Source organism: Micromonospora sp. NPDC049060 (assembly GCF_040649055.1).
GTDB lineage: Bacteria > Actinomycetota > Actinomycetes > Mycobacteriales > Micromonosporaceae > Micromonospora > Micromonospora reichwaldensis.
Genome location: NZ_JBEZEV010000104.1, coordinates 1 through 21,070, shown reverse-complemented (window position 1 = coordinate 21,070; position 21,070 = coordinate 1). Strand labels below are relative to the sequence as shown.

The window sequence follows — 21,070 nt, the reverse complement described above, 5'->3', positions numbered from 1 at the left end:
ACGCCATGGTGGAGGGTCGCGAGGTGGTCCAGCCGGAGGAGGTCGAGGAGGCTCCGGCTGCGGCGGCTTCGCGGACGGCAACTGTCCAAGATTCACGCCTCGGGGTGCCAGCCGGCCGCGAGCAAAGCGCGGCGGAGGGAGTCGGCCACCTCGTCGGGGCGGGCGCGGATCAGCCACGCCGGGAAGCGCAGGATGCGGTCCCCCGAGGTCCAGACGTCGTTCTGGCGACGCATGTCGACCGCCCAGTGCCGGACGTCCATGTGGTGCGCGCCGTCGATCTCGACATGCAACCCCCACTCCCGCCAGTACGCGTCGAGCCACCGTGTCCGCCCGGAGGCGTCGACGCGCCGCTGCTGAAGGTGAGGCGCGGGCAGGCCGTGGCGGCGGCAGAGCCGGACGAAATCGATCTCCGAGAGCGCCTCAGCGCCACCCGCGATGTCCGCCACGGTCTGCCGGATCAACGCCCTCCGACGGGCCCGGGGCAGCGCGTCCAGCACCGCCGACAACTCCGCCGGTGTGACCCGTCGCTGCTGACAGCCGGCCGCCAGCACCGCCTGCGCCTCGTCGACGGTGCGGGCCCAGCCGGCCGCGTCCACCAGTGCCCGGGCGGTGGTGGTGCGCGGCGGCCGGGCGAGCTGGAGGTGTGCCGCTGGCAGCACCGACGCGCGGTGCACGACGACCGCCGGCATGTCGATCGGCAGCCGGCCCAGCACGGTGCGCCCCGCCCGCCGGTGCGCCGGCACGAGCACGTGCAGCGGCTCACGCCGCAGTCCGCGTACGCCCGCCTCGGCGGCAGCCGTCGGGCCGGCCAGGACAGCACCGGAGCCCGCGGCGAGGACGGCGACCCACAGCTGCTGGTCCCGGGTCAGCCGGCCGTTGCCCATCAGCACGACGCCCCGGCAGATCGCGCGCCACCGCCCGGAGCGCACGCGTCCGCGTACGGTGCCCTCGGTCAGCGTACGGATCGCCTGGGCGGTGGTGACGACGCCGGCCTGCTCGAACGCCAGCCAGTCGAGCGCGTCGGCCTCGTCGGCCGGGAGGTCGGGGTGCACCCGTCCCACCCTCGCCGCCGGCCGCCCCGCCCGCCGCCCCGCGCGGGGATCCCGGGCGGTAGCCGCCCGGGATTCGGGGCATTCCCCACGGCGTGACACTGCTGACGGTGGGGCACGGGGCGGCGGACCGGGAGCGGCTGGGCGAGCTGCTGACGGGGGCCGGGGTCGCGCTCGTCGTGGACGTGCGGCGGTTCCCGGCCAGCCGGACCAACCCCGACGTACGCCGGGAGGAACTGGCCCGCTGGCTGCCGGCGGCCGGCGTGGACTACCGCTGGGAACAGCGCCTCGGCGGGCGGCGGCACACCCCGGCCGGCACCGACGAGCCGGACACCTGGTGGACCGTGGCCGCCTTCCGGGCGTACGCGGCGTACACCCGTACCGCCGACTTCCGGGCGGCGCTGGAGGCGGTGCTGGCGGACGCGGCGGTCCGGACCACGGCGGTGATGTGCAGCGAGAGCGTCTGGTGGCGCTGCCACCGGCGGCTGATCGCCGACGTCGCCGTGCTGGGGCACGACGTGCCGGTGTCCCACCTGATGCCCGACGGCCGGCTCGCCCCGCACCGCCCCGCCGACGGCGCCCGCCGGCTGCCCGACGGCGACCTCGTCTGGGACGGCTGACGGCCGGCCGTCCGTCCGGCTGACGGACGGGACAGTTGACCGACGGGCGGGACAGCTGACTGCGGGTGGCGCGGCCGACCGACGGGCAGGACAGTTGACCGACGGGTGGCGCGGCTGATTGCGGGTGGCGCGGCTGACCGACGGGCGGGAACGGCTGACCGCGTTCCGGGGCGGGCGTCCGGCTCAGTCGGCCAGGTCGTCGGCGAGCAGGTCCATCAGCAGCCCGTCGTGCCAGCGCCCGTCCTCGCCGCGCTCGTAGCGGCGCAGCACCCCGACGGGGCGGAAGCCGACCTTCGCGTACGCCCGGACGGCCGCCGTGTTCGCCGCCGCCGGGTCGATGGTGAACCGGTGGTGGCCGTGCTCGTCGATCAGGTGCCGGACCAGGGTGCGGATCGCGTCCCCGCCGAGCCCGGCGCCGCGTACCGCCGGGTCGAGGAAGACGTCCATGCTGGCGTGCCGGTAGTCGGGGTCGTCCTCGGCGTACCACTGGATCGCGCCGACCACCCGGCCGTCGTGCTCGATCGCGTACACCGTCAGGGCCTCGTCGGCGAGGTCGGCCCGGACGGCGGCGACCAGGTCGTCGCCGCCGCGCCACCAGCGCCGGACCTCCGGGTTGGCCCGGATCGCGGCGAGCGCCGGCACGTCCCCGGCGCCCGCCGGCCGCAGGGTCACCGCCCGGCCGCGCAGCATCCCCTCAGCCCCGGATCTCGCCGTGCTCGACGCAGACCGCCGCCCAGCCGACCGGCAGCACCTGCACCTTCATCCGGCGGCGGCAGTGCGCGCAGAAGCGCGGCGGCTCCAGCTCCCGGGCCGCCGCGCACCCGTCGTGCGACCCGGCCGCCACGGCCTCGCCGCAGCGGTCGCACCAGGCGGCCGACGTCCCGCCGGCCGCCGTCGCCGCGTCACTCGTCGTCACCGCGGCGCTCACAGCGTCGCGGAGAGCGCCTTGACCGGCATCTTCAGGTCGTCGAGCAGCTCCAGGTCGGCCGTCGCCGGCCGGCCCAGCGTGGTCAGGTAGTTGCCGACGATGACCGCGTTGATGCCGCCGAGGAGACCGTCGCGGGTGCCCAGGTCACCGAGGGTGATCTCCCGGCCGCCCGCGTACCGCAGGATGGTGCGCGGCATGGCCAGCCGGAAGGCGGCGATGGCGCGCAGCGCGTCCTTGCCCTCCACCACCGGCCGGTCGCCCAGCGGGGTGCCGGGGCGGGGGTTGAGGAAGTTCAGCGGCACCTCGTGCGGGTCCAGCTCGGCGAGCTGCGCGGCGAACTCGGCCCGCTGCTCCACCGTCTCGCCCAGGCCGAGGATGCCGCCGCAGCAGACCTCCATGCCGGATTCGCGGACCATCCGCAGGGTCTCCCAGCGCTCCTCCCAGGAGTGCGTGGTGACCACGTTGGGGAAGTAGGAGCGGCAGGTCTCCAGGTTGTGGTTGTAGCGGTGCACGCCCATGTCGACCAGCTCGTCGACCTGCTCCTTGCTGAGCATGCCCAGCGACGCGGCGACCTGGATGTCGACCTCGGCCTTGATCGCGGCGACGCCCTCGCGCATCTGCTTCATCAGCCGGGCGTCCGGGCCGCGCACGGCCGCCACGATGCAGAACTCCGTCGCCCCGGTCGCCGCGGTCTGCTTCGCCGCCTCGACCAGCGAGGGGATGTCCAGCCAGACCGACCGGACCGGGGAGGTGAACAGGCCCGACTGCGAGCAGAAGTGGCAGTCCTCCGGGCACCCGCCGGTCTTCAGCGAGACGATCCCCTCGACCTCCACCTCGGGCCCGCACCACCGCATCCGCACCTCGTGGGCGAGCTGGAGGGCGGCGGGCAGCTGCTCGTCGGGCAGGTTCAGCACGGCGAGGACGCCGGCCTCGTCGAGACCGACGCCGTTCTCCAGCACCTGGGTTCGGGCCTGGTCGAGGATCTCTGGCATGGCTCGTACCCTACAAGGCCACCTGGCCGGGATGAACGGCCCGCGTGTCGGCACCCGGACGCCGGGGTGGACACGCCGGGCGCTGGCCGGCGGGTGGTAATTTCGCCCGGCGGAAGCGGCCGACGGCGGCCGGCCGGGCGGCGTGGGGGTGACGGTGGCGGACTGGCTGGCGGCGCTCGACCGCCGCGCCGAACTGCGCGCGAAGGCGGGACTGACCCGCCGGCTGCGACCGCGGGCCGCCGGCGACGCCGTGGTCGACCTGGCCGGCAACGACTACCTCGGCCTGGCCACCCACCCCGAGGTCACCGCCGCGGCGGCGCGGGCGCTGTCGGCGTACGGGCTGGGGGCCACCGGGTCGCGGCTGGTGCGGGGCTCCACCGACGCCCACCACGCGCTCGAGGACGCCCTCGCCGACTGGCTCGGCGCCGAACGGGCACTCGTCTTCTCCTCCGGCTACCTGGCCAACCTCGGGGCGGTCCGGGCGCTGGTGCGGCCCCGTACGCTGCTCGTCTCCGACGCCCACAACCACGCCTCCCTGATCGACGGCTGCCGGATCTCGGGCGCGGAGACCGTGGTGACCCCGCACGCCGACGTCGCGGCGGTGGCCGCCGCGCTCGCCGCCGCGCCCGGCCGGCCGGCGGTGGTCGTCACCGAGTCGGTTTTCTCCGTCGACGGCGACCTCGCCCCGCTGGCCCGGCTGCACGCCGTCGCCCGGGAGCACGGCGCGCTGCTGCTGGTCGACGACGCGCACGCCCTCGGCGTGACCGGCCCGGCCGGCGCCGGGGGTGTCGCCGCCGCCGGCCTCGCCGGCCAGCCCGACGTGGTCGTCACCGCCACCCTCTCCAAGGCCCTCGGCGGCGCGGGCGGGGTGGTCGCCGGGCCGGCGGAGTTCGTCCGGCACGTGATCGAGACCGGCCGGACCTTCATCTTCGACACCGCGCTGCCCCCGGCCGTGGGCGCGGGCGTGCACGCCGCCGTCGGGCTGGCCCGCGACGGCGACGACCTGCGCGCGGAACTGGCCGAGCGGGCCGCCCTGGTCGTCCGCCGGCTGGGCGCCGCCGGGCTGGCGGTCTCCGCCCCCGACGGCGCGGTCGTCTCGGTCACCGCCCCCGGCCCCGAGGCGGCGAGCGCCTGGGCGGCCGACTGCCGCGACCGGGGAGTGGCCGTCGGCTGTTTCCGGCCCCCGTCCACGCCGGACGGCCGGTCCCGGCTGCGGCTGACCATCGGCGCCGGCATCCCCCGGGCGGACTTCGAGCGGGCCCTGGAGACCATCGTGGAGGCAGCACCATGACCGGGCCGTGGCGTGGGCCGGTGCTGGTGACCGGCACCGACACCGACGTCGGCAAGACGGTGGTCACCGCGGCGATCGCGGCCGCCGCGCAGGCGGCCGGTCTGCGGGTCGCGGTGGTCAAGCCCGCCCAGACGGGTACGGCCGGCGGCGAGCCGGGCGACGTCGACGCGGTCAACCGGCTGGCCGCCCCGCTGACCGGCCGGACGCTGGCCAGCTTCCCCGATCCGCTCGCCCCGCTGGCGGCGGCCCGGGTCGCCCAGCTGGAGCCGCTGGAGCTGGACACCGTTGTCGACGCGGTCGGCGAGGAGGCCGACAAGCACGACCTGGTGCTCGTCGAGGGCGCGGGCGGCCTGCTCGTACCGATGGGGCTGTGGCCGGAGGGGAAGCCCTGGACGGTGGCGGACCTGGCGGTGGCGCTGGGCTGCCCGGCCGTGGTGGTGACCCGGGCCGGCCTGGGCACCCTGAACCACACCGCGTTGACGCTGGAGGCCCTGGAACGTCGGGGGGTGCCGGCGGGCGTGGTGGTCGGCGCCTGGCCGGCGGCGCCGGAGCTGGTGCACTGGGCCAACCTGACCGACCTGGTGCCGAGGCTGATGGGCGCCCTGCCGGCCGGGACCGGGGCGATGGATCCGGGGGTCTTCCGCCGGTCCGCGTCGGGCTGGCTCACCCCCGCCCTGTACGGGGTGCTCGACGACTGGCGCGCGTGGGCCGAGGAGATCAGCTGAGCACCTGACTTTCGTCGGTGCCGGCGCAGGTCGGGCGTGGGTAGCCTGACCGCCGTGGGGAACTGGTGGTCCGTCCGGGTGGGCGGCGCGGTGCGGTCCCGGGAGGTCGTCCGGCGGCGGCTCGGCGACCTGCTCCTGTGGGCGACGACCGCTGCCCCGATCGCGTACGCGCTCGTCACCCCGCCGCACTCGGGGCCGGCCACCGCCCGGCTGGCCGGCGCGCTGCTGCTGCTCGCGGTGGCGGTCGCGGTGAGCCGGCGTTGGCCGGTGGTCGCCCTGGTCGGGGTGGTGCTCGGGTCGTTGCTGGACGGCAACTTCCTCTTCGCGATCCCGGTGTTCAGTTATCTGACCGGTCGCCGCAGCGCCACCGCCCGTACGGCCGCCGTCGCCTTCGCCGTGCTCGCGGCCGGCGGCACGGCGCTCAACCTGGGGCTGCTCGGCACCGGCGCGGCCACCTGGTTCCTGCTCGCCTCGGTGCTGCTCTTCGCCGGGGTGTTCCCGTGGCTCGTCGGGCGGTACCGGCGGCAGCAGGCCGCCCTGACCGAAGCCGGCCGCCGGCACGCCGAGGCGCGGGAGCGCGAGCGGCGGGGCACCGCGGAGCGGGTCCGACTGCGGGAACGGGCCCGCATCGCCCAGGAGATGCACGACTCGCTCGGGCACGACCTGAGCCTGATCGCCCTGCGCGCCGCCGCCCTGGAGGTGGCCGACGACCTGGCTCCCCGACACCGGGCTGCCGCCGCGGAGCTGCGGGCCAGCGTCGGCGTCGCCACCGAGCGGCTGCACAGGATCATCGGGGTACTCCGGGAGCCGGACGGCGCGGCGACCACCCGGCCGGCCGACGAGAGCGTCACCGAGCTGGTCGACGGGGCCCGGGAGGCGGGCATGGCGGTGCGGCTGGACGGCGCGCAGGCCCTCGCGCAGCTGCCGCCGATGGCCGCGTACGCCGCGCACCGGGTGGTCCGCGAGGCGCTGACCAACGCCGCCCGGTACGCCCCCGGCGCGTCGGTCAGCGTCGTGCTGGCCGCCGACGGCGACCGGATCGACGTGGCCGTCGTCAACGACCCACCACCGGCGGGCCCACTGCCCGGCCCGCCGTCCACCGGTTCCGGCCTGCTCGCCCTCGCCGAGCGGGTCCGGCTCGCCGGCGGCGTCCTGACGACCGGTCACCAGGACGGTGGCGGCTTCGCCGTCCGTGCCCGCCTGCCGGCGGCGGCCCGGGCGGTCGCCGACGCGCTCCCGTCGGGTGGAGGCGACTCCGGCCCCGCCAGCGGCTGGCGGCCGGCGGGTGGCTGGTCGGCGGGCGAGGCGGACGGGCCGGGGCTTCCGGTCGCCCCGGGTGCGGGCGCCGACGCGTCGGACGGTGGGGCGCCGGGGGATCGGCCGGGCGAGGCCGAGCGGCGGCTGCGCGACGCCCGCCGGCGGGTCCGGCGCAGCCTGCTGACGGCGCTCGGCGCCCCGGCGGGCCTCGCGCTGGTCCTCTCCCTCGTCTACTACCCGGTCGCCACCGCCGGTACGGTCCTCGACGACCGGGCCTTCGCGCGGATGCCCGTGGGCGCGCAGCGCGCCGAGCTGACCGGGCTGCCCCGACGGCAGTCGGCCCCGCCCGCCGGGACGGCGCGTCCCGGCTGCGAGCACTACACCGACGGCAACTTCCCCCTGGCCCAGCCGACGTGGCGGCTCTGCTTCGTCGAGGGCCGGCTGGTCAGCAAGGAGCGGATCGACGGATGAACGCCGACACGGCCGGCCCGGTGCGGGTCGTCCTCGCCGACGACGAGGCGATGATCCGGGCGGGCGTCCGGGCGATCCTGGCCACCGATCCGGGCATCGAGGTGGTGGCCGAGGCCGGGGACGGCCGGGCCGCGGTGGAACTCGTCCGGGCGCACCGGCCCCGGGTGGCGCTGCTGGACATCCGGATGCCGAGGCTGGACGGGCTCACCGCCGCCGCCGAGATCCGCCGGCTCGTGCCGGAGACGGCGACGCTCATGCTGACCACGTTCGGCGAGGACGACCACGTCGCCCGGGCGCTCGGGCACGGGGCGAGCGGATTTCTGCTCAAGGCCGGCGACCCACGCGAGTTGATCGCCGGGGTGCACGCCGTCGCCGACGGCGGCGCGTACCTGTCACCGCAGGTGGCGCGTCGGGTCATCGAGCTGGGCGGTGACCGGCTGGCCCGCCGGCCGGTGGCCCGGGACCGGCTGGCGGGGCTGACCGAGCGGGAGCGGGAGGTGCTCGCGCTGGTCGGGGCGGGCCTGTCCAACGCCGAGATCGCCCGCCGGCTGCACCTGGTCGAGGGGACCGTGAAGAGCTACCTGACGAGCGTCTTCACCCGCCTCGAGGTGCGTAACCGGGTGCAGGCGGCGATCCTCGCGTACGAGGCGGGGCTGGTCGAGCCGACCGGCTGACCCGCCCCACCCCGCGCCCGGCTCACGCGTCGCGGCGGCGCAGCGCGGCGCGGCCCAGCAGCAGTGCCGCGCCGGCCCAGCCGGCGAGCAGGAGGAACCCGACCGGCGCCGGGTACGGGTCGGTGTCCCCGGCCAGGAAGTGCCCGCCGGCGACCCCCGGGAAGGCGTCGGCGATCCGGTTCAGCACGGCGATGTCCGGCTCCTGCAACGACAGCGGAACGATCATCAGCGTGGCGACGAGCACGGTCAAGGTGAGCACCGCGCTGCGCAGGGCCGCGCCGAGCCCGAGGGCCAGCACGCCGACCAGCGCCAGGTAGGTCGCCACCGCCAGGACGTCGCCGACGGTGCCGCCCGCCGGCGCGGCGCCCCAGCGGCCGAGCACCGGCCGTGCCACCAGCGCGCCGACCGCGCCGAGCAGCAGCCCGAGCGCGAACGTCACCGCCCCGGTCACCACGGCCTTGGCCAGCAGCACCCGGCCGCGCGACGGCGTGCACTGCAAGGTGGTACGGATCGTGCCGCTGGTGAACTCGCTGGTGATCACGAGCAGGCCCAGCGCCAGCACGGCGTACTGGGTCAGCTCGACCGAGCCGATCACGATGCTGCCGACGGTGACGATCCCGGCGTCGTCGGCCGGGTCGTCGTTGGTGTTCGCGTTGGCGGCGTAGATGGCAAGCTGACCGGCGGTGGCGGCCATCAGCAGCACCCCGGCCAGCAAGGACCACCAGGTGGAACGCACGGACCACAACTTGGTCCACTCGGCGGAGATCGTGTTCATCGTGCCTCGCTCACGGTCGGGGTGCCGGCGTACTCGACGCTGTCGGCGGTCAGTTCCATGAAGGCCTGTTCCAGGGAGGCCCCGTGCGGGCTGAGCTCGTGCAGCCGCACTCCCAGCTCGTACGCCACGTCGCCGATCCGCTCGACGGTGGCGCCCGTGACGGTCAGCTCGTCGGGGCCGGCCGGCTCGACGGCGGCCCCGGCGGCGGTGAGACGCCCGGCGAGGGCGGCGAGGCCGGCCGGCTGCGGGCTGCGTACGCGCACGGCCACCGCGCTGCCGGCGATGACCTCGTCGATCGGGGCGTCGGCGAGCAGGCGACCCCGGCCGATCACCACCAGCCGGTCGGCGGTGAGCTGCATCTCGGTCATCAGGTGGCTGGAGACGAAGACCGTCCGGCCCTCGTCGGCCAGGGAGCGCATCAGCTGCCGGACCCAGCGCACCCCGTCCGGGTCGAGGCCGTTGACCGGCTCGTCGAACATCAGCACCGGCGGGTCGCCGAGCAGCGCCCCGGCGATGCCGAGCCGCTGGCCCATGCCGAGGGAGAGGGTGCGGCCCGGCTTGGCGGCGGCACGGGCGTCCAGCCCCACCGTGGCGAGCACCTCGTCCACCCGGCGGTCCGGTATCCCGTTGCTGCGGGCCATCGCGAGCAGGTGCGCCCGACCCGAGCGGGCGGGATGGACGGCCCGGGCGTCGAGCAGCGCGCCGACCTCGCGCAGCGGGCGCCGCAGCTCCCGGTACGCCCGCCCGCGCACGAGCGCCTGCCCGGCGGTGGGCCGGTCCAGCCCGAGGATCATCCGCATGGTGGTGGACTTGCCCGCGCCGTTCGGACCGAGGAACCCGGTGACCCGCCCCGGCCCGATGTCGACGGTCAGCGCGTCGACGGCGGTCGTGCCCCCGAACCGCTTCGTCAACCCACGTAATGTGATCATGCGCCGACGCTAGGTCCGGAACCCCCGCCCCGGCCGCGCCCGAACGGCACCACCGTCCACTGACTTTCGTCGAGTCCCGCCACCACCTCTCCACACGGGCCGCCACCTCTCCCACAAGGCTGCCGCCTCTCCCATGCGGATCGCCGCCGTTCTCACACGGCTGCCGCCTCTCACGTGGGCTGCCGCCTCGCCGGCGCCGGCGGGACGCGTGCCCGCCGTCCTCCCACGCGGGCTGCCGCCGCTCTCACACGGCTGCCATCTCTCCCACACGGGTCGCCGCCGCTCTCACACGGCCGCCACCTCTCCCGCACAGGCCGCCGCCGCGACGCGCTCACCGCCCGCCAACGCAGCCCCCGGTGCCGCCTCGCCGGTGGTGACCGGTGGTGATCAGGACGCCATGGACCTTAAAACCGCCGGCAAAGGTCCATGGCGTCCTGATCACCGAGCCGCGTGCCGCACATCGAGCCGGGTGCCGCACATCGAGCCGGGTGCCGCACACCGAGCGGGGGTGTGTCCGTTGGCGGGCACTCCCGGAGAGCACCTCACCCCGGGCCGGTGCGGTACTGGCGTTGGCGGGCCGGTCAGCGGCGGCGGACGACGAACGCGTCGGGCATCCGGAAGGTCAGGTTGTCCGGGCACCACGGCGGGCGGAGCACGCTGACGCCGTCCAGCAGCGGGGCGGTCTCCGTGACCACCACGGCCGCCTCCATCCGGGCCAACTGGTCGCCGACGCAGCGGTGCACGCCCGCCCCGAAGGCCAGGTGCCGGCGGGAGCCGCGCTGCCCGGGTCGGAACTCGTCCGGCGCGTCGACGGTGGCCGGGTCGCGGCCGGCGCGGGCCAGCCAGAGCACGATGCTGGTGCCCGCCGGCACCGCCGTCCCGCCCAGCGTGGTGTCCACCGCCGCCACCCGCCGCCAGGTGACGATCGGCGGCTCCAGCCGCAGCCCCTCCTCGACGACGTCGGCGACCGGGACGGTGCCGTCGCGCAGGCCGGCCAGCACGGCCGGCTCGCCGGTCAGCCGGTGCAGCAGCAGGGTGAGGAACTGCGAGGTGGTCTCCTGGCCGGCCACCAGCAGGAAGAACAGCGCGCCCACCACCACGTCGGGCGGGTGCCCGGCGGCCCGCAGCGACCCGGCCAGCCCGCCCCCGGTCGCGGCGAACTCCCGCAGCACCCGGTGGAAGCGGCCCACCTCGGCGGCGAGGGCCTGCTGCCGGTCGGCGTCCAGGGGCGCCCAGAACAGTTCCAGCGCGGCGCGGGCGAACGCCTTCACCGCGCCGACCGGCGCGTCCGGCAGCTCGACCAGCCGGGCCAGCACCAGCAGCGGCAGGTCGGCGGCGAGCTGGGCGTACAGGTCCACCGACCCGCCGGCGTCCAGGGTGGCGGCGATCCCGCCGACGCGCTCCCGGACCAGGTCGGTAAGCCAGGGCCGCTGCGCGGCGACCCGCGTCGGGTGCAGGGCGTCGGCGACGATCGCCCGGATCGCCGGGTGGCTGGCGCCACCGTTGTTCGCCAGGGTCGGCGGCAGCCGGAACCGGTGCCCGGCCAGCACCCGCAGCGCGGCCACCGGGATCGGGGTCACCGCGTCCAGCGCGTTGTCCGGCCGGTACGTCGCCGGATCGGTGAGCACCTCACGGACCAGGGCGTGCCGGGTCACGACCAGGTGCGCGACCCCCACGTGGTCGCGTACCCGGGCCACGTCCGGCCAGTGCGCGTCGGCGGTCTGCGCCCAGCTCCGGAACAGCACGCCGACACGCTAGCGGCCCGCCCCCGGCAGCCCCGCCCGCAACTGCCACACCGTGGTGCGCTTCACCCGTACGCTCTCCAGCGTCTCGGGCACCGGCACGTCGTAGACGGCCAGCTCGTCGAAGCGGTCGTGGGGCAGGAAGGCCCGGCCGGGGTCGCCGACCAGCACCTGGGCCCCGGCGCGGGCGGCCCGGAGCAGGAAGCGCAGCACCCGGTTGGCCATCGCCTGGCTGTAGAACACGTCCCCGGCGAGCACCACCTCGGCCCCACCGGCGTCGCCGTCGAGGACGTCGCCGAGTTCGGCGTCGACGCGTACCCCGTTGGCCTCGGCGTTGACCGCGACGGCCGCGACGGCCAGCTCGTCGATCTCCACGGCGCGCACGGCGGCGGCACCGGCCCGCGCGGCGGCGATGGCGACCAGGCCGGAGCCCGCGGCGAGGTCCAGCACCCGGCGGCCGGCGACCAGTTCCGGGTGGTCGGTGACATACCGGGCCAGCGCCTGCCCGCCGGCCCACGCGAAGGCCCAGAACGGCGGCGGCTGCGCGCTGCGGAACTCGCCCTCCGTCAGCTCCCACAGGCCGATGGCGTCGTCCGCCTGGTGCAGCCGCACCTCGGGGACGAAGGCGACCGGGGAGAGACTGGCGTGCAGGCGGACGAAGGCGGCGGAGAGGTCGGACACGCCGGCGATTGTCCCCCGCCACCCGAACCCGCCGACCGGCGCCACCCCGGATCGCCCCCGATCGGCGGCCGGTCGAGGGCCGCCCCGACCGGCCGCCGCAAGCCGGTCGCCGTCGCGCGGTCACCCCTCGGCCGGTCGCCGCCGCGCGGTCGTCGGGGCCGGGCGTGTCGCGGGGAGGGGGTGACCGGTTCACCACCGTCGGTGAAATCGGCCCCCGCGCTTGGCGACCGGTGCGAACACGCCCGTCTACCGGCCGGCCGGCGGCGCTGGCAGCGTTGCGGGTTGGCGGCGACCGACGGGAGGTGGGAACGGTGGCGACCGTGTGGCGGTACGCGCTACGGGCCGGGTTGGTGCTCGGCTGCCTGACCGGGGCGGGTCTGCCCGCGCCCGCGCAGGCGGCCTTCGCCACCGAGTTGAGCGGCCTGCCGGACGAGTTCACCGCCGGGGGCCGGGTGGAGACCGTCTCCGCCGTGGTCTCCCGCGACGACGGCGGCTGCGTCAAGGTCCGCTGGTCGATGGTGCTGCGGGTGCGCGGGATGCGGCTCGACCAGGTCAGGGTGGACCGGGTCGAGGAGACCGGCTCGTTCCCGCTGGACATCCGCGCCGACGGGGACGTGGCCCGGCTGACCGATCGCCGGCTCGACCCGGGCACGCTCTGCCCCGGGCGGACGGTCACCGCCCGCTACCGGTTGGCCTTCGCCGGAGACGTCACCCGGGGGCGGATCACGCTGGCGGCGGAGGCGTACGACGCGAACCTGCGGCTGCTGTCCCGACAGACGGCGACGCGGTCGGTGGTCGGGTCGGCCGCGCGGACGGCCGCGCCCGAGGAGCCGGAGTCCCGCCCTGCCCCGGCGGACACGACCGGACCGGCCGGGGAGACCGGGCGAGCGGCGGAGCCGGGGGCGTCGCCCGCCACCGACGAGCCGGGGACTGACGAGCCGGTGACTGACGACTTGGCGACCGACGAACCGGTGGCCGCCGGGGCATCGCCGGCGGCCGGCACGGGGCGGCCGGTGGCGAGGGCCGGTGGGTTCGGGATCGTGCAGGCAGCGTTCCTGCTCGGTGGGCTGCTGCTCTCGCTCGGCCTCGGCCTGCTGCTGCGGCTGCGTCACCTGACCCGGGCGGCCGGCGCGGACGACGACGTCGGGCCGGACCGGCGCTGGGAACGGGCCGTCGTGCCCGGACGGTGGCGGGCGGCGCGCCGCTGACCGAGGGCCACAGGTACGACTGTCCGGCGGAGGCACGGGGACGCGTGCCCGGCGGCGGTCCGCCCGGGTCGACGGCCGGAGGTGGTCCGTCGGGGCCGGCCGGCACGCCGACCGGCCCCGACGGGCGGTCACTTCGAGAACGCCTGGAACTCGGCGATGCGCACCTGCGTACGCGCCGGGCTGGCCGTCGCGCAGTCGGTGGTGGTCGCCGGGTCGTCGTCCTGCTCACCGGCGTACGCGGGGCCGCCGGTGCACTGACTGGCCAGCACCTCCAACCGCAGGTGGGTGGCCAGCGTGGTCGGCACCGCGAACTCGCGCAGGTTGATGTCCGGCACGTACGCCCGGTACGCGCCGCCCGGGAACGCGTCCGGCGCGCTGGTGTGGATCCGCCGCCAGTTCGCCGGATCCGCGCAGTCGGTCGTCTTCGCGTTGCACGCCGACACCGCGAACGAGCGCAGCGCGCTGAGGGCGTTCTGGCCGCCCGCGTCGGCGTCGCCGGCGATCGCCGGGCGCAGCATGGCGCTGACGTTCACCCGCTTCACGACCTGCGGCGCGTCCCCGGGCAGCGCCACGGTCACCTGCCGCCCGGCCACCCCGTCCAGGGAGGCCCAGTTGGTGGCCTCGGTGTCGTCGGCGATGCGGTCCAGGTTGACGCCGTCACCGGTGACCGTCGCGCCGGACGCCGTGGACGCCAGGTTCCGGCTCATCCGCAGGTCGACGTACCCCTGCTTGCCGGCCTTGGCGATCACGGTCAGCCGCTGGTGGCCGAAGCCGGGCGCGACGGCGAGCAACTGGTACGTGCCGGGCACCAGCTCGACGGTGTCCGGCAGGGCGGTGGCGGGGTCGGTGTCGGCCACGGGCACCGCCCGCGCCTCGTACGCCCCGACGTACACGCGGATCGGCGCGTCTGCGCTGTCGCCCTTCGGGCGCAGGGTGAGCACGGCGTTGTCGGCGCCCGGGGCGGCGAAGCTCGGCGTCGGGTCCGTGTCGGCGGCGCCGTTGGTGGCGGCGTCGCGGCCCATTCCGGAGCGGGCGAACTCGGCCCAGAGCAGGTCCTGGTTGGCGCCGCCGAAGCGCAGCAGGTCGGCGGTGAGCATGTTGTCCCGCATGTCGAGCATGCTCACCTGGCTGGCGGCCTGGAGCAGGAACGAGTCGAAGACCAGCTGCGACCAGCGCCGGTTGCCCGGGCACTGCTCCACCGCCACCGTGCCGCGCGCGCAGTCGAGCTGCCGCTGCGGGGTGCCGACGCCGTAGCGCTTCATCATCGCGGCGCGCACCCGGAAGTTGGTGGCGCTCCAGATCTCGCCGTCGGCGTGCACGGCCGGACCGCCGGTGTTGTAGCCGACGTCGGAGTAGTTCAGCGGGCTGCGGCTGAAGTCGTGGTTGCGGATGCCGCTGACCAGGTTGCCGGTGACGTAGCCGCCGGTGACGTAGGGCGTCTCGCCGGGGGCGCGCAGCCCGTGCTGGAACAGGTACTCGGCGGCGAGCAGGTCGCTCCACGACTCGCCCATCGAGCCGCCCTGGTGCCCGCTGATGCCGCTGTCCGGGCCGGCGATCATGCGGTTGGTGATGGCGTGGGTGTACTCGTGCCCGATCACCGTCATGTCGTAGTCGCCGTCCACGCAGGGCGGGTACGGACCGCCGGCCTGCGGCTGCCACAGGTACATGTTGGTGGTCGGCGGCAGGCCGTCGCGCGGCGTGCCCTGGTTGGCGTTGTTGCGGTTGCCGCTCAGCGCACCCTGCTGGGCGCGGCCCTGCTCGGCGTCGCCGCCCAGGCCCTGCGGGGTCAGGTTGACCGCCTGGAGGTTCCAGGTCGCCTCCGTGAAGCCCAGGTGCCAGGCCCAGTCGTGCATCCGGTTGTGCATGGCGAACAGGTTGGCGATCGCGGCGTCGCCGTCGTTGCGCTGCGCCGAGGTGAACACCTCCGGGTTGCAGCGGGCCTGGTGCCACTGGTCGGTGAACGGGTACTCGTAGCGGCGCTCCGGGCTGGGCGTGGCCGGTACGGCCGGCGTGCCGCCGCCCCAGGACAGCACGGTGTTGGCGGAGTTGCCGCGGGCGGTGCCGGTCGGCGTGCCGGTGGCCGCGTCGACGTCCCAGGGCTGGCCGGTCGCCGGGTCGCGGAAGGCCGCCTGGCAGCCCGGCGCCGGGTCGCCGCACCAGCGCACCCGGGGGTCCTGCCCGGGGCCGAGGTCGCGCGGCGGGGTGGCCGGGAAAACCGCCCAGCTCGGGTTGTCCGAGTCGAAGTCGACCAGGTCCTCGCGGACCAGCACCTGCCCGGTGATCCCGTCGACGTAGGTGGTGAACGCCGCCGGGTGGTCGGTGTTGGCGCCGATCAGGGTCACCTCGTAGGCGGCGCGGGGCCCGTCGAGCGGGGTGGGCACGGCGACGGCGCGGACGCTGTGGCTGCGTACCGCCTCGGCGGTCAGGCCGGCGTCGGCGCGCGCCGCAGCGTACGCCTGCTCGTCGGTGAGGGTGGCCGGCGTCGGCGCGTCGGTGTCCCGGGACAGCGAGGAGCTGACCGCGAGGACCTTGCCGCCGGCGACCGCGACGGTGACCAGGCCGTCGTGCCCGGCCGGCAGGTCGCCGAAGCGCTGCCGGAGGGTGACGACCGCGCCGGCGCCGACCGGGCGGACCAGCACCCGGTCCATCGCGTCGACCGCCGCGGCGTCCAGGCCGAAGAGGTCCTGGTGCCCGGTGAGGTACGCGCGGGCGGCCGCCTCCGGCTCGGCGGGCAGTCCGGTGGCGAGGGGCGCGCTGCCGGGGCCGAGCGCGTGCGGGGTGCCGAGCCGGTTCCAGCGGGCGTCCGGGTCGGCCCTGCGCGCCAGGCCCCGCTGCCGCGCGTCGGGGGCGGCGGTACCGGGGCGGTTGTCGACGTCGGCGTGCTGGTGCTGCCCCTCGGCGAACGGGCCGGAGCGCCGCTCGGCGGAGGCGCCGCCGGTGGGGGCGGCTGCGGTGGGTCCGGTGGGCAGCAGCGCGGCCGCCACCGCGGTCGCCGCCAGGACGGGGATGAGCCGGCGACGACGCCGACTCATCCAGGGTGTCCACTCCGGTTGTGCCACGGGACCTCCTCGTGGGAGCGGGGTGGCCGGCCTTCCGCCGGCCCGCGCAGCGCGGTAACGCATGCGCATCTGTGGATATCAGCCCGCCTGGGTGGGGACAAGGGTCGCGCCTACTCAAGGCGGCCCGGCGCGTCGCGGGAGCCCTCGCGGATGCCGGAGCGTCGCCCCCTCCCCGCGCTGGTTTCGACAAAAACAGTCCCTTGTACACGGACGTGACGGCTGTCACAGTCGAGGGAGGACCGCGACAGAGCGGAGGCCGGCCATGGCCCTCGACCCCACAGCGCCCGCCACCGCCGCCGGGTGGCGGGACACCCGCCGGCCCTGGTGGCCGCTGGCGCTGCTCGTCCCGACGCTGCCGTTCGTCGGCTGGGCGACCTGGCGGGCCACCGGCGACGCCTGGGCCTGGTGGCTCACCCCCGCCGCCGTGTTCGTCCTGATCCCGGTGGTCGACCTGCTGGTCGGCGAGGACCGGCGCAACCCGCCCGACGAGGCGGTGCCCCGGCTGGCCGCCGACGGCTACTACCGCTGGCTGACCTACCTCTACCTGCCCGCCCAGTACGCCGGCCTGGTGCTCTGCTGCGCGGTCTGGGTCCGGGGCGACCTGACGGTGGCCGGGGCGGCCGGCCTGGTCGCCACGATGGGTGTGGTCGACGGCATCGCCATCAACACCGCCCACGAGCTGGGCCACAAGCGGGAGACGGTGGAGCGCTGGCTGTCCAAGGTGGCTCTCGCGCCGGCCGCGTACGGGCACTTCCACGTCGAGCACAACCGGGGCCACCACACCCGCGTCGCCACGCCGGAGGACCCGGCCAGCGCCCGGCTGGGGGAGAGCTTCTGGGCGTTCTGGCCGCGTACCGTCTCAGGCAGCCTGCGCTCGGCGTGGCGGCTGGAGGCCGCCCGGCTCCGCCTGCGGGGCCGCAGCCCGTGGACGTGGCGCAACGACGTGCTCAACGCGTTCGCGATGACCCTCGCGCTCTACGCGGCGCTGGCCGTCGCCCTCGGCCCGGGCGTACTGCCGTTCCTGGCGCTCCAGGCGGTGGTCGGGTTCTCCCTGCTCGAGGTGGTCAACTACCTGGAGCACTACGGGTTGGCGCGGCAGCGCACCCCCGCCGGGCGCTACGAGAAGGTCGACCCCCGGCACAGCTGGAACAGCGACCGCAGCGTGACCAACATCTTCCTCTTCCAGCTCCAGCGGCACAGCGACCACCACGCCAACCCGCTGCGCCGCTACCAGACGCTGCGCACCTTCGAGTCCTCCCCGCAGCTGCCCGCCGGCTACGCCACGATGGTGCTGGCCGCACTGGTGCCGCCGGTGTGGCGCCGGCTGATGGACCACCGGGTGCTCGCCCACTACGGCGGGGACCTGACGCTGGCCAACGTCCACCCGCCGGCCCTGCGCCGGCTGCGGAAGCGCCGTCGACGTGGCCCGGCGGCCGCCTGACGACCGGGTCCGCGTCCCGGCCCGCCGCGCGACTCCCGCCGCGTCCGGTCCGGTCCCTCACGGCGCCCAGTCGGGGTCGCGGCCGAAGGCGGCGACGAGGCGGTCCTGCTCGTCTGCCCGCGCCGGCACGTCGACCTCCGGCCGGACCAGTTTGCCCCGCTGGTAGTCGCCGATCCGCTGAGCGAACCACTGCGCGCACGCGGCGACCGCGTCGGCGTCCAGCCGGGGGTCCGCGCCGATCGCCACGGCGAGGTCCCAGCCGTGGATCAGGTGCTCCGCCGTCAGTTGGTGCAGGTACTCGTCGGCGGGTGTCTCGCCGGAGGAGAGCCCGACGGTGCGCTCCAGCGCCCCCGGGTGGGTGAAGGCCAGCTCGGCCTGCCCCGCCGCCTCCCGGGCCGAGCCGGCCGGGTCCGGGCCGAGCACGTCGCCGTCGTAGCGGTCGCCGACCTGCTCGATCGTCCGCCCCGCGAGCAGCGCGACGCTCCACCGGTCCTCGCCCACCACGTGGTTGACAAGCGTCCGGACGTCCCAGTCGGGGCACGGGGTCGGGTCCGACCACTGGTCGGGGCCGACCTGCGCCACCCGGTCGGTGAACTCGGCCAGGCTGCGGCGGTACGTCTCCAGCGGGTCCATGCCGACGATTGTTCCGGCTGCCTCGAGGAGCCGAGCCGTTTTGCCGGCTTCGCGGGCGGACGGAGCGCCGGCCGCGCCGGCCGGGCCCGGCTCAGTCCAGCTGCGCCGGGTCGAGCCCCAGCTCGCGGGCGGTGAGCAGGCGCACCCACTCGGCGAACTGCCGGCGGGAGATCACCCGGTCGTGCACCGCGAGCTGCACCGCCAGCCCGTCCATCACCGCGCTGATCCGCCACGCCGCCCCGGACGGGTCGGCGCACTCGAAGGTGCCGTCGCGGACCCCGTCCGAGATGACCGTGGCCAGGTCCTCGCGCCAGCGCAGGTCGAGCCGGCGGGAGAGCTTCTCCAACTCCGGGGTACGCAGCGACTCCGCCCAGCCGTCGATCCACATGGCCCAGGAGGTCGCCCGGCCCGCCGGCGTGTAGAGCCGGACGATCCGGCGGAGCTTGGTCAGGGGCGGGGCGCTGGAGCGCATCACCGCGTCCAGGCGGGCCAGATCCTGCTCCACCGCGTAGGCGAACGCCTGCGCGAGCAGTCGGTCCTTCGTGGCGAAGTGGTAGAAGACCAGCGCCTGGCTCACCCCGGCGGCCTGTGCCACGTCGGCCGTGCGGGTGTTGGCCAGACCGCGTTCCACGATCACGTCACAGGCCGTGCGCAGCAGGGCATCCAGGCGGATCTCCGCCGCACGTCTCGTCACGCCGTTACCGTAGCCCATCCAGTCGAACACGGGCAGTTACGGATCACGGTCCTTTCTGCCCGCCGGAGTCGGAAGCCGGACAGTTTCCCGGGGCGGATCCCGGTCGCTGCGGCTGCGGCTGCGTGACGAGTCCGGTCCATCCTCCTAGGAAGCGTAGCCGGCGGGCGGGACGTCACCGTTCCGCCGCAGGTGGTGGCAGGAAGGTATTCCAGGGGTCCCATCAGCCCGAACCTCATCGGTGGATCGAGGCTTAGCTTGCACCGGGAAGATCACGAGACCGAAAGCTCCCGCGCTGACACCTCGGCGAAGTCCGACGTGTCCTGGCGTCTCTGATCACCCCGGTACGCCGCCAAGATCATGACTGGTAGTGGTCTCGGGCGGCGGCGTCGGTCGGCACCGACAAACGCGCACGAATTAAACACCGCCGCAACCGACAGCGGCCGCTGTCCCGGGCTACCCGTACTGGAGTTGGTCACTGGGGCAGGATGCCTGCGGCAACTGCCTTCAAGTCCGCGACCGGCACAGCCCCGTTTCCGCTGATGACGATAACCGCACCGTCCGGCGTCGTGATCACCACATTGTGGGCTATAACCTCGGAGCCCACAAATCTCGTGAGTTGGGCTCGGCCGGCCGGGAGCTCGTATCTAGCGATCACCTCGGCGCCTTTGATGGCCCATCCGGTCAACCACTCAGTTACCTGTACCCGATCAGCCTTAGCTGTCGTCCGTTCCGGGCGTAGCACAGAGATGCTGAGCCGATTACTCCCATTGGGCAGCACGTACGTGCGTAGCGTCGTTGCGGCGGTCGGATGTTCGGACGCGGGCGCGGAGCCGTCGTTGTGCAGCTGGTCCTTCGACACTGCGTAGCTGGCAGACCCGTTCCCAGAAACACCAACTTGAAGCCCATCAGGCACGAAGGTAACACGGTAGCCATCCAACGGCTGATGGATCGAGTCCGCACCTGCGGTCGGCGAAGGGGCAGCGATCGAATCAGTGATCGAGCCAGGAGGAGACGCGAGGCGGGTGGGTCCTGCCAGCATGACCACCAAGGTAGCAACAATGGCTGTCGCGGTCACTGCGCCGCCTGCTGCTACGGCACGTAGCATCCGACGTCTGCGTACGCCTCGATGCACTTTGGTGATGAATGCGTCAGTGACTGGAAGAGTGAAGTCCTCCTTAACCAGGATGGCTAGTTCGTCGGCGGGGTTTTCGGCCATCAAAGTCACCCTTCTACTGTCATAGTCGCGCGGAGGTTGGACAAGCCTCGGGAGAGCTGAGACCGCACCGTCGCTGGGGTGCAGCCCAGTAGGCGGGCAATCTCGTCGTTCGGCAGATCAGCCAGGTATCGCAGTGCGATCGCCGCCTGCTGCTTCGGCGGCAGGCTCGCAAGGATTTGTCGGACTGCAGCTGTTGAGTCAACCGCAGCCAGTGCGGGATCATCGCACCCGGTCTCCGGTATCCTGTCAGTTGGCATGGGCCTGCGACGTCGTCGCTCGTTGAGGAAAAGATTGACCATGGTGCGCTGGGCATAGCCGGCGGGATTGCCGTCTGAGCGCAGCCTCGACCACGCGAGCCCGACGCGAATGAGAGTCTCCTGGGCGAGGTCCTCCGCCGCGGCCCGGTTCAGCGTCAGGACGTTGCCAAGACGCAGGAGCCCCGCAGCGCTCTGTTGTACGAACGCCTCGAACCCGGAACCGTCCGGTGGGAATGGTGACACCTTCACACTATGACTACACGACGAGGCTCCAGGAATGTTGCATCGGTCCCATGTTTTCTTCGCAGCAGCTGGCTGGATGTTCAACCTGAGGGGTCTGCTGCACCGGCAGGTGACAGGTGTAGTCACGCGGCCTGACTGGCCGGTGCGTGCATGATGGTCTCGAATTCAACAGGGGTCAACCGGGA

General features: G+C 74.9%; 20 protein-coding genes. 7 read left to right on the top strand and 13 right to left on the bottom strand.

Going from position 1 to position 21,070, the window contains the following annotated elements:
• Nucleotides 1–92: 92 nt before the first annotated feature.
• On the bottom strand, nucleotides 93–1,052 hold the full coding sequence (locus AB0B83_RS26665) for a hypothetical protein (RefSeq protein WP_357580461.1): 960 nt from the start codon (nucleotides 1,050–1,052) through the stop codon (nucleotides 93–95).
• A gap of 92 nt (nucleotides 1,053–1,144) precedes the next feature.
• Between AB0B83_RS26665 and AB0B83_RS26660 the strand changes: the two genes are divergently transcribed.
• Nucleotides 1,145–1,669: a DUF488 domain-containing protein gene (locus AB0B83_RS26660; protein ID WP_357580460.1), complete on the top strand. Its 525-nt coding sequence runs from the start codon at nucleotides 1,145–1,147 to the stop codon at nucleotides 1,667–1,669.
• A gap of 183 nt (nucleotides 1,670–1,852) precedes the next feature.
• Here AB0B83_RS26660 and AB0B83_RS26655 read toward each other — a convergent pair whose 3' ends face one another.
• The 3 genes from AB0B83_RS26655 to bioB are packed head-to-tail and all read right to left on the bottom strand — an operon-like array spanning nucleotide 1,853 to nucleotide 3,589.
• On the bottom strand, nucleotides 1,853–2,359 hold the full coding sequence (locus AB0B83_RS26655) for a GNAT family protein (protein WP_357580459.1): 507 nt from the start codon (nucleotides 2,357–2,359) through the stop codon (nucleotides 1,853–1,855).
• Nucleotides 2,360–2,363: 4 nt separating this feature from the next.
• The gene (locus AB0B83_RS26650; RefSeq protein WP_357580458.1) at nucleotides 2,364–2,585 is read right to left on the bottom strand and encodes a hypothetical protein; all 222 of its coding nucleotides are present in this window, start codon (nucleotides 2,583–2,585) and stop codon (nucleotides 2,364–2,366) included.
• A gap of 8 nt (nucleotides 2,586–2,593) precedes the next feature.
• A complete protein-coding gene (gene bioB, locus AB0B83_RS26645; protein WP_132233178.1) occupies nucleotides 2,594–3,589 on the bottom strand; it encodes a biotin synthase BioB in 996 nt (331 codons plus the stop codon).
• 154 nt (nucleotides 3,590–3,743) lie between these two features.
• Between bioB and AB0B83_RS26640 the strand changes: the two genes are divergently transcribed.
• From AB0B83_RS26640 to AB0B83_RS26625, 4 genes are read left to right on the top strand one after another with little or no spacing between them, the layout of a single operon-like run.
• Nucleotides 3,744–4,880: an 8-amino-7-oxononanoate synthase gene (locus AB0B83_RS26640; RefSeq protein WP_357580457.1), complete on the top strand. Its 1,137-nt coding sequence runs from the start codon at nucleotides 3,744–3,746 to the stop codon at nucleotides 4,878–4,880.
• On the top strand, nucleotides 4,877–5,605 hold the full coding sequence (gene bioD, locus AB0B83_RS26635) for a dethiobiotin synthase (protein WP_357580456.1): 729 nt from the start codon (nucleotides 4,877–4,879) through the stop codon (nucleotides 5,603–5,605). The genes AB0B83_RS26640 and bioD overlap by 4 nt, the downstream gene beginning before the upstream one ends.
• 54 nt (nucleotides 5,606–5,659) lie before the next feature.
• The gene (locus AB0B83_RS26630; protein ID WP_357580455.1) at nucleotides 5,660–7,333 is read left to right on the top strand and encodes a histidine kinase; all 1,674 of its coding nucleotides are present in this window, start codon (nucleotides 5,660–5,662) and stop codon (nucleotides 7,331–7,333) included.
• Nucleotides 7,330–8,007 (top strand): response regulator transcription factor, encoded by a 678-nt coding sequence (locus tag AB0B83_RS26625; RefSeq protein ID WP_357580454.1) that lies wholly within the window; start codon nucleotides 7,330–7,332, stop codon nucleotides 8,005–8,007. The genes AB0B83_RS26630 and AB0B83_RS26625 overlap by 4 nt, the downstream gene beginning before the upstream one ends.
• Nucleotides 8,008–8,029: 22 nt before the next feature.
• On the opposite strand, the gene AB0B83_RS26620 is transcribed toward AB0B83_RS26625, so the two are convergent.
• The 4 genes from AB0B83_RS26620 to AB0B83_RS26605 form a co-directional block, all read right to left on the bottom strand.
• Complete coding sequence (locus AB0B83_RS26620; RefSeq protein WP_357580453.1) at nucleotides 8,030–8,782, bottom strand: ABC transporter permease subunit; 753 nt, start codon at nucleotides 8,780–8,782, stop codon at nucleotides 8,030–8,032.
• Nucleotides 8,779–9,711 carry an ATP-binding cassette domain-containing protein gene (locus tag AB0B83_RS26615; RefSeq protein WP_357580452.1) on the bottom strand — a complete coding sequence of 311 codons (933 nt, stop codon included), beginning with the start codon at nucleotides 9,709–9,711 and terminating at the stop codon, nucleotides 8,779–8,781. The genes AB0B83_RS26620 and AB0B83_RS26615 overlap by 4 nt, the downstream gene beginning before the upstream one ends.
• Nucleotides 9,712–10,292: 581 nt before the next feature.
• Nucleotides 10,293–11,456, bottom strand: coding sequence for a cytochrome P450 (locus tag AB0B83_RS26610; protein ID WP_357580451.1), 1,164 nt, complete (start codon nucleotides 11,454–11,456; stop codon nucleotides 10,293–10,295).
• A 9-nt stretch (nucleotides 11,457–11,465) separates the two neighbouring features.
• Nucleotides 11,466–12,134, bottom strand: coding sequence for a 50S ribosomal protein L11 methyltransferase (locus tag AB0B83_RS26605; RefSeq protein ID WP_357580450.1), 669 nt, complete (start codon nucleotides 12,132–12,134; stop codon nucleotides 11,466–11,468).
• Between the two features lie 311 nt (nucleotides 12,135–12,445).
• On the opposite strand from AB0B83_RS26605, the gene AB0B83_RS26600 reads away from it, so the two are divergent.
• Entirely contained in the window at nucleotides 12,446–13,342 is an 897-nt protein-coding gene (locus AB0B83_RS26600; protein WP_357580449.1) for a hypothetical protein, read from the top strand.
• A gap of 128 nt (nucleotides 13,343–13,470) precedes the next feature.
• Here AB0B83_RS26600 and AB0B83_RS26595 read toward each other — a convergent pair whose 3' ends face one another.
• Nucleotides 13,471–16,374 carry a M36 family metallopeptidase gene (locus AB0B83_RS26595; RefSeq protein ID WP_357580448.1) on the bottom strand — a complete coding sequence of 968 codons (2,904 nt, stop codon included), beginning with the start codon at nucleotides 16,372–16,374 and terminating at the stop codon, nucleotides 13,471–13,473.
• A 289-nt stretch (nucleotides 16,375–16,663) separates the two neighbouring features.
• Between AB0B83_RS26595 and AB0B83_RS26590 the strand changes: the two genes are divergently transcribed.
• Complete coding sequence (locus AB0B83_RS26590; protein ID WP_357580447.1) at nucleotides 16,664–17,842, top strand: alkane 1-monooxygenase; 1,179 nt, start codon at nucleotides 16,664–16,666, stop codon at nucleotides 17,840–17,842.
• A 57-nt stretch (nucleotides 17,843–17,899) separates the two neighbouring features.
• Here the strand turns inward: AB0B83_RS26590 and AB0B83_RS26585 are convergent, their stop codons facing one another.
• From AB0B83_RS26585 to AB0B83_RS26570, 4 genes are all read right to left on the bottom strand, one after another.
• The gene (locus AB0B83_RS26585) at nucleotides 17,900–18,475 is read right to left on the bottom strand and encodes a TIGR03086 family metal-binding protein (RefSeq protein WP_357580446.1); all 576 of its coding nucleotides are present in this window, start codon (nucleotides 18,473–18,475) and stop codon (nucleotides 17,900–17,902) included.
• A 91-nt stretch (nucleotides 18,476–18,566) separates the two neighbouring features.
• Nucleotides 18,567–19,169: a TetR/AcrR family transcriptional regulator gene (locus tag AB0B83_RS26580; protein ID WP_132233198.1), complete on the bottom strand. Its 603-nt coding sequence runs from the start codon at nucleotides 19,167–19,169 to the stop codon at nucleotides 18,567–18,569.
• Nucleotides 19,170–19,641: 472 nt separating this feature from the next.
• On the bottom strand, nucleotides 19,642–20,394 hold the full coding sequence (locus tag AB0B83_RS26575; protein WP_357580445.1) for a hypothetical protein: 753 nt from the start codon (nucleotides 20,392–20,394) through the stop codon (nucleotides 19,642–19,644).
• On the bottom strand, nucleotides 20,391–20,891 hold the full coding sequence (locus AB0B83_RS26570; protein ID WP_357580444.1) for a SigE family RNA polymerase sigma factor: 501 nt from the start codon (nucleotides 20,889–20,891) through the stop codon (nucleotides 20,391–20,393). The genes AB0B83_RS26575 and AB0B83_RS26570 overlap by 4 nt, the downstream gene beginning before the upstream one ends.
• Between the last annotated feature and the right edge of the window lie 179 nt (nucleotides 20,892–21,070).

Coding starts and splice junctions, on each gene's coding strand:
- AB0B83_RS26655 (WP_357580459.1), bottom strand. CDS start 2,359: ATGCTGCGCGGCCGGGCGGTGACCCTGCGGCCGGCGGGCGCCGGGGAC.
- bioB (WP_132233178.1), bottom strand. CDS start 3,589: ATGCCAGAGATCCTCGACCAGGCCCGAACCCAGGTGCTGGAGAACGGC.
- bioD (WP_357580456.1), top strand. CDS start 4,877: ATGACCGGGCCGTGGCGTGGGCCGGTGCTGGTGACCGGCACCGACACC.
- AB0B83_RS26625 (WP_357580454.1), top strand. CDS start 7,330: ATGAACGCCGACACGGCCGGCCCGGTGCGGGTCGTCCTCGCCGACGAC.
- AB0B83_RS26620 (WP_357580453.1), bottom strand. CDS start 8,782: ATGAACACGATCTCCGCCGAGTGGACCAAGTTGTGGTCCGTGCGTTCC.
- AB0B83_RS26615 (WP_357580452.1), bottom strand. CDS start 9,711: ATGATCACATTACGTGGGTTGACGAAGCGGTTCGGGGGCACGACCGCC.
- AB0B83_RS26595 (WP_357580448.1), bottom strand. CDS start 16,374: ATGAGTCGGCGTCGTCGCCGGCTCATCCCCGTCCTGGCGGCGACCGCG.
- AB0B83_RS26590 (WP_357580447.1), top strand. CDS start 16,664: ATGGCCCTCGACCCCACAGCGCCCGCCACCGCCGCCGGGTGGCGGGAC.
- AB0B83_RS26585 (WP_357580446.1), bottom strand. CDS start 18,475: ATGGACCCGCTGGAGACGTACCGCCGCAGCCTGGCCGAGTTCACCGAC.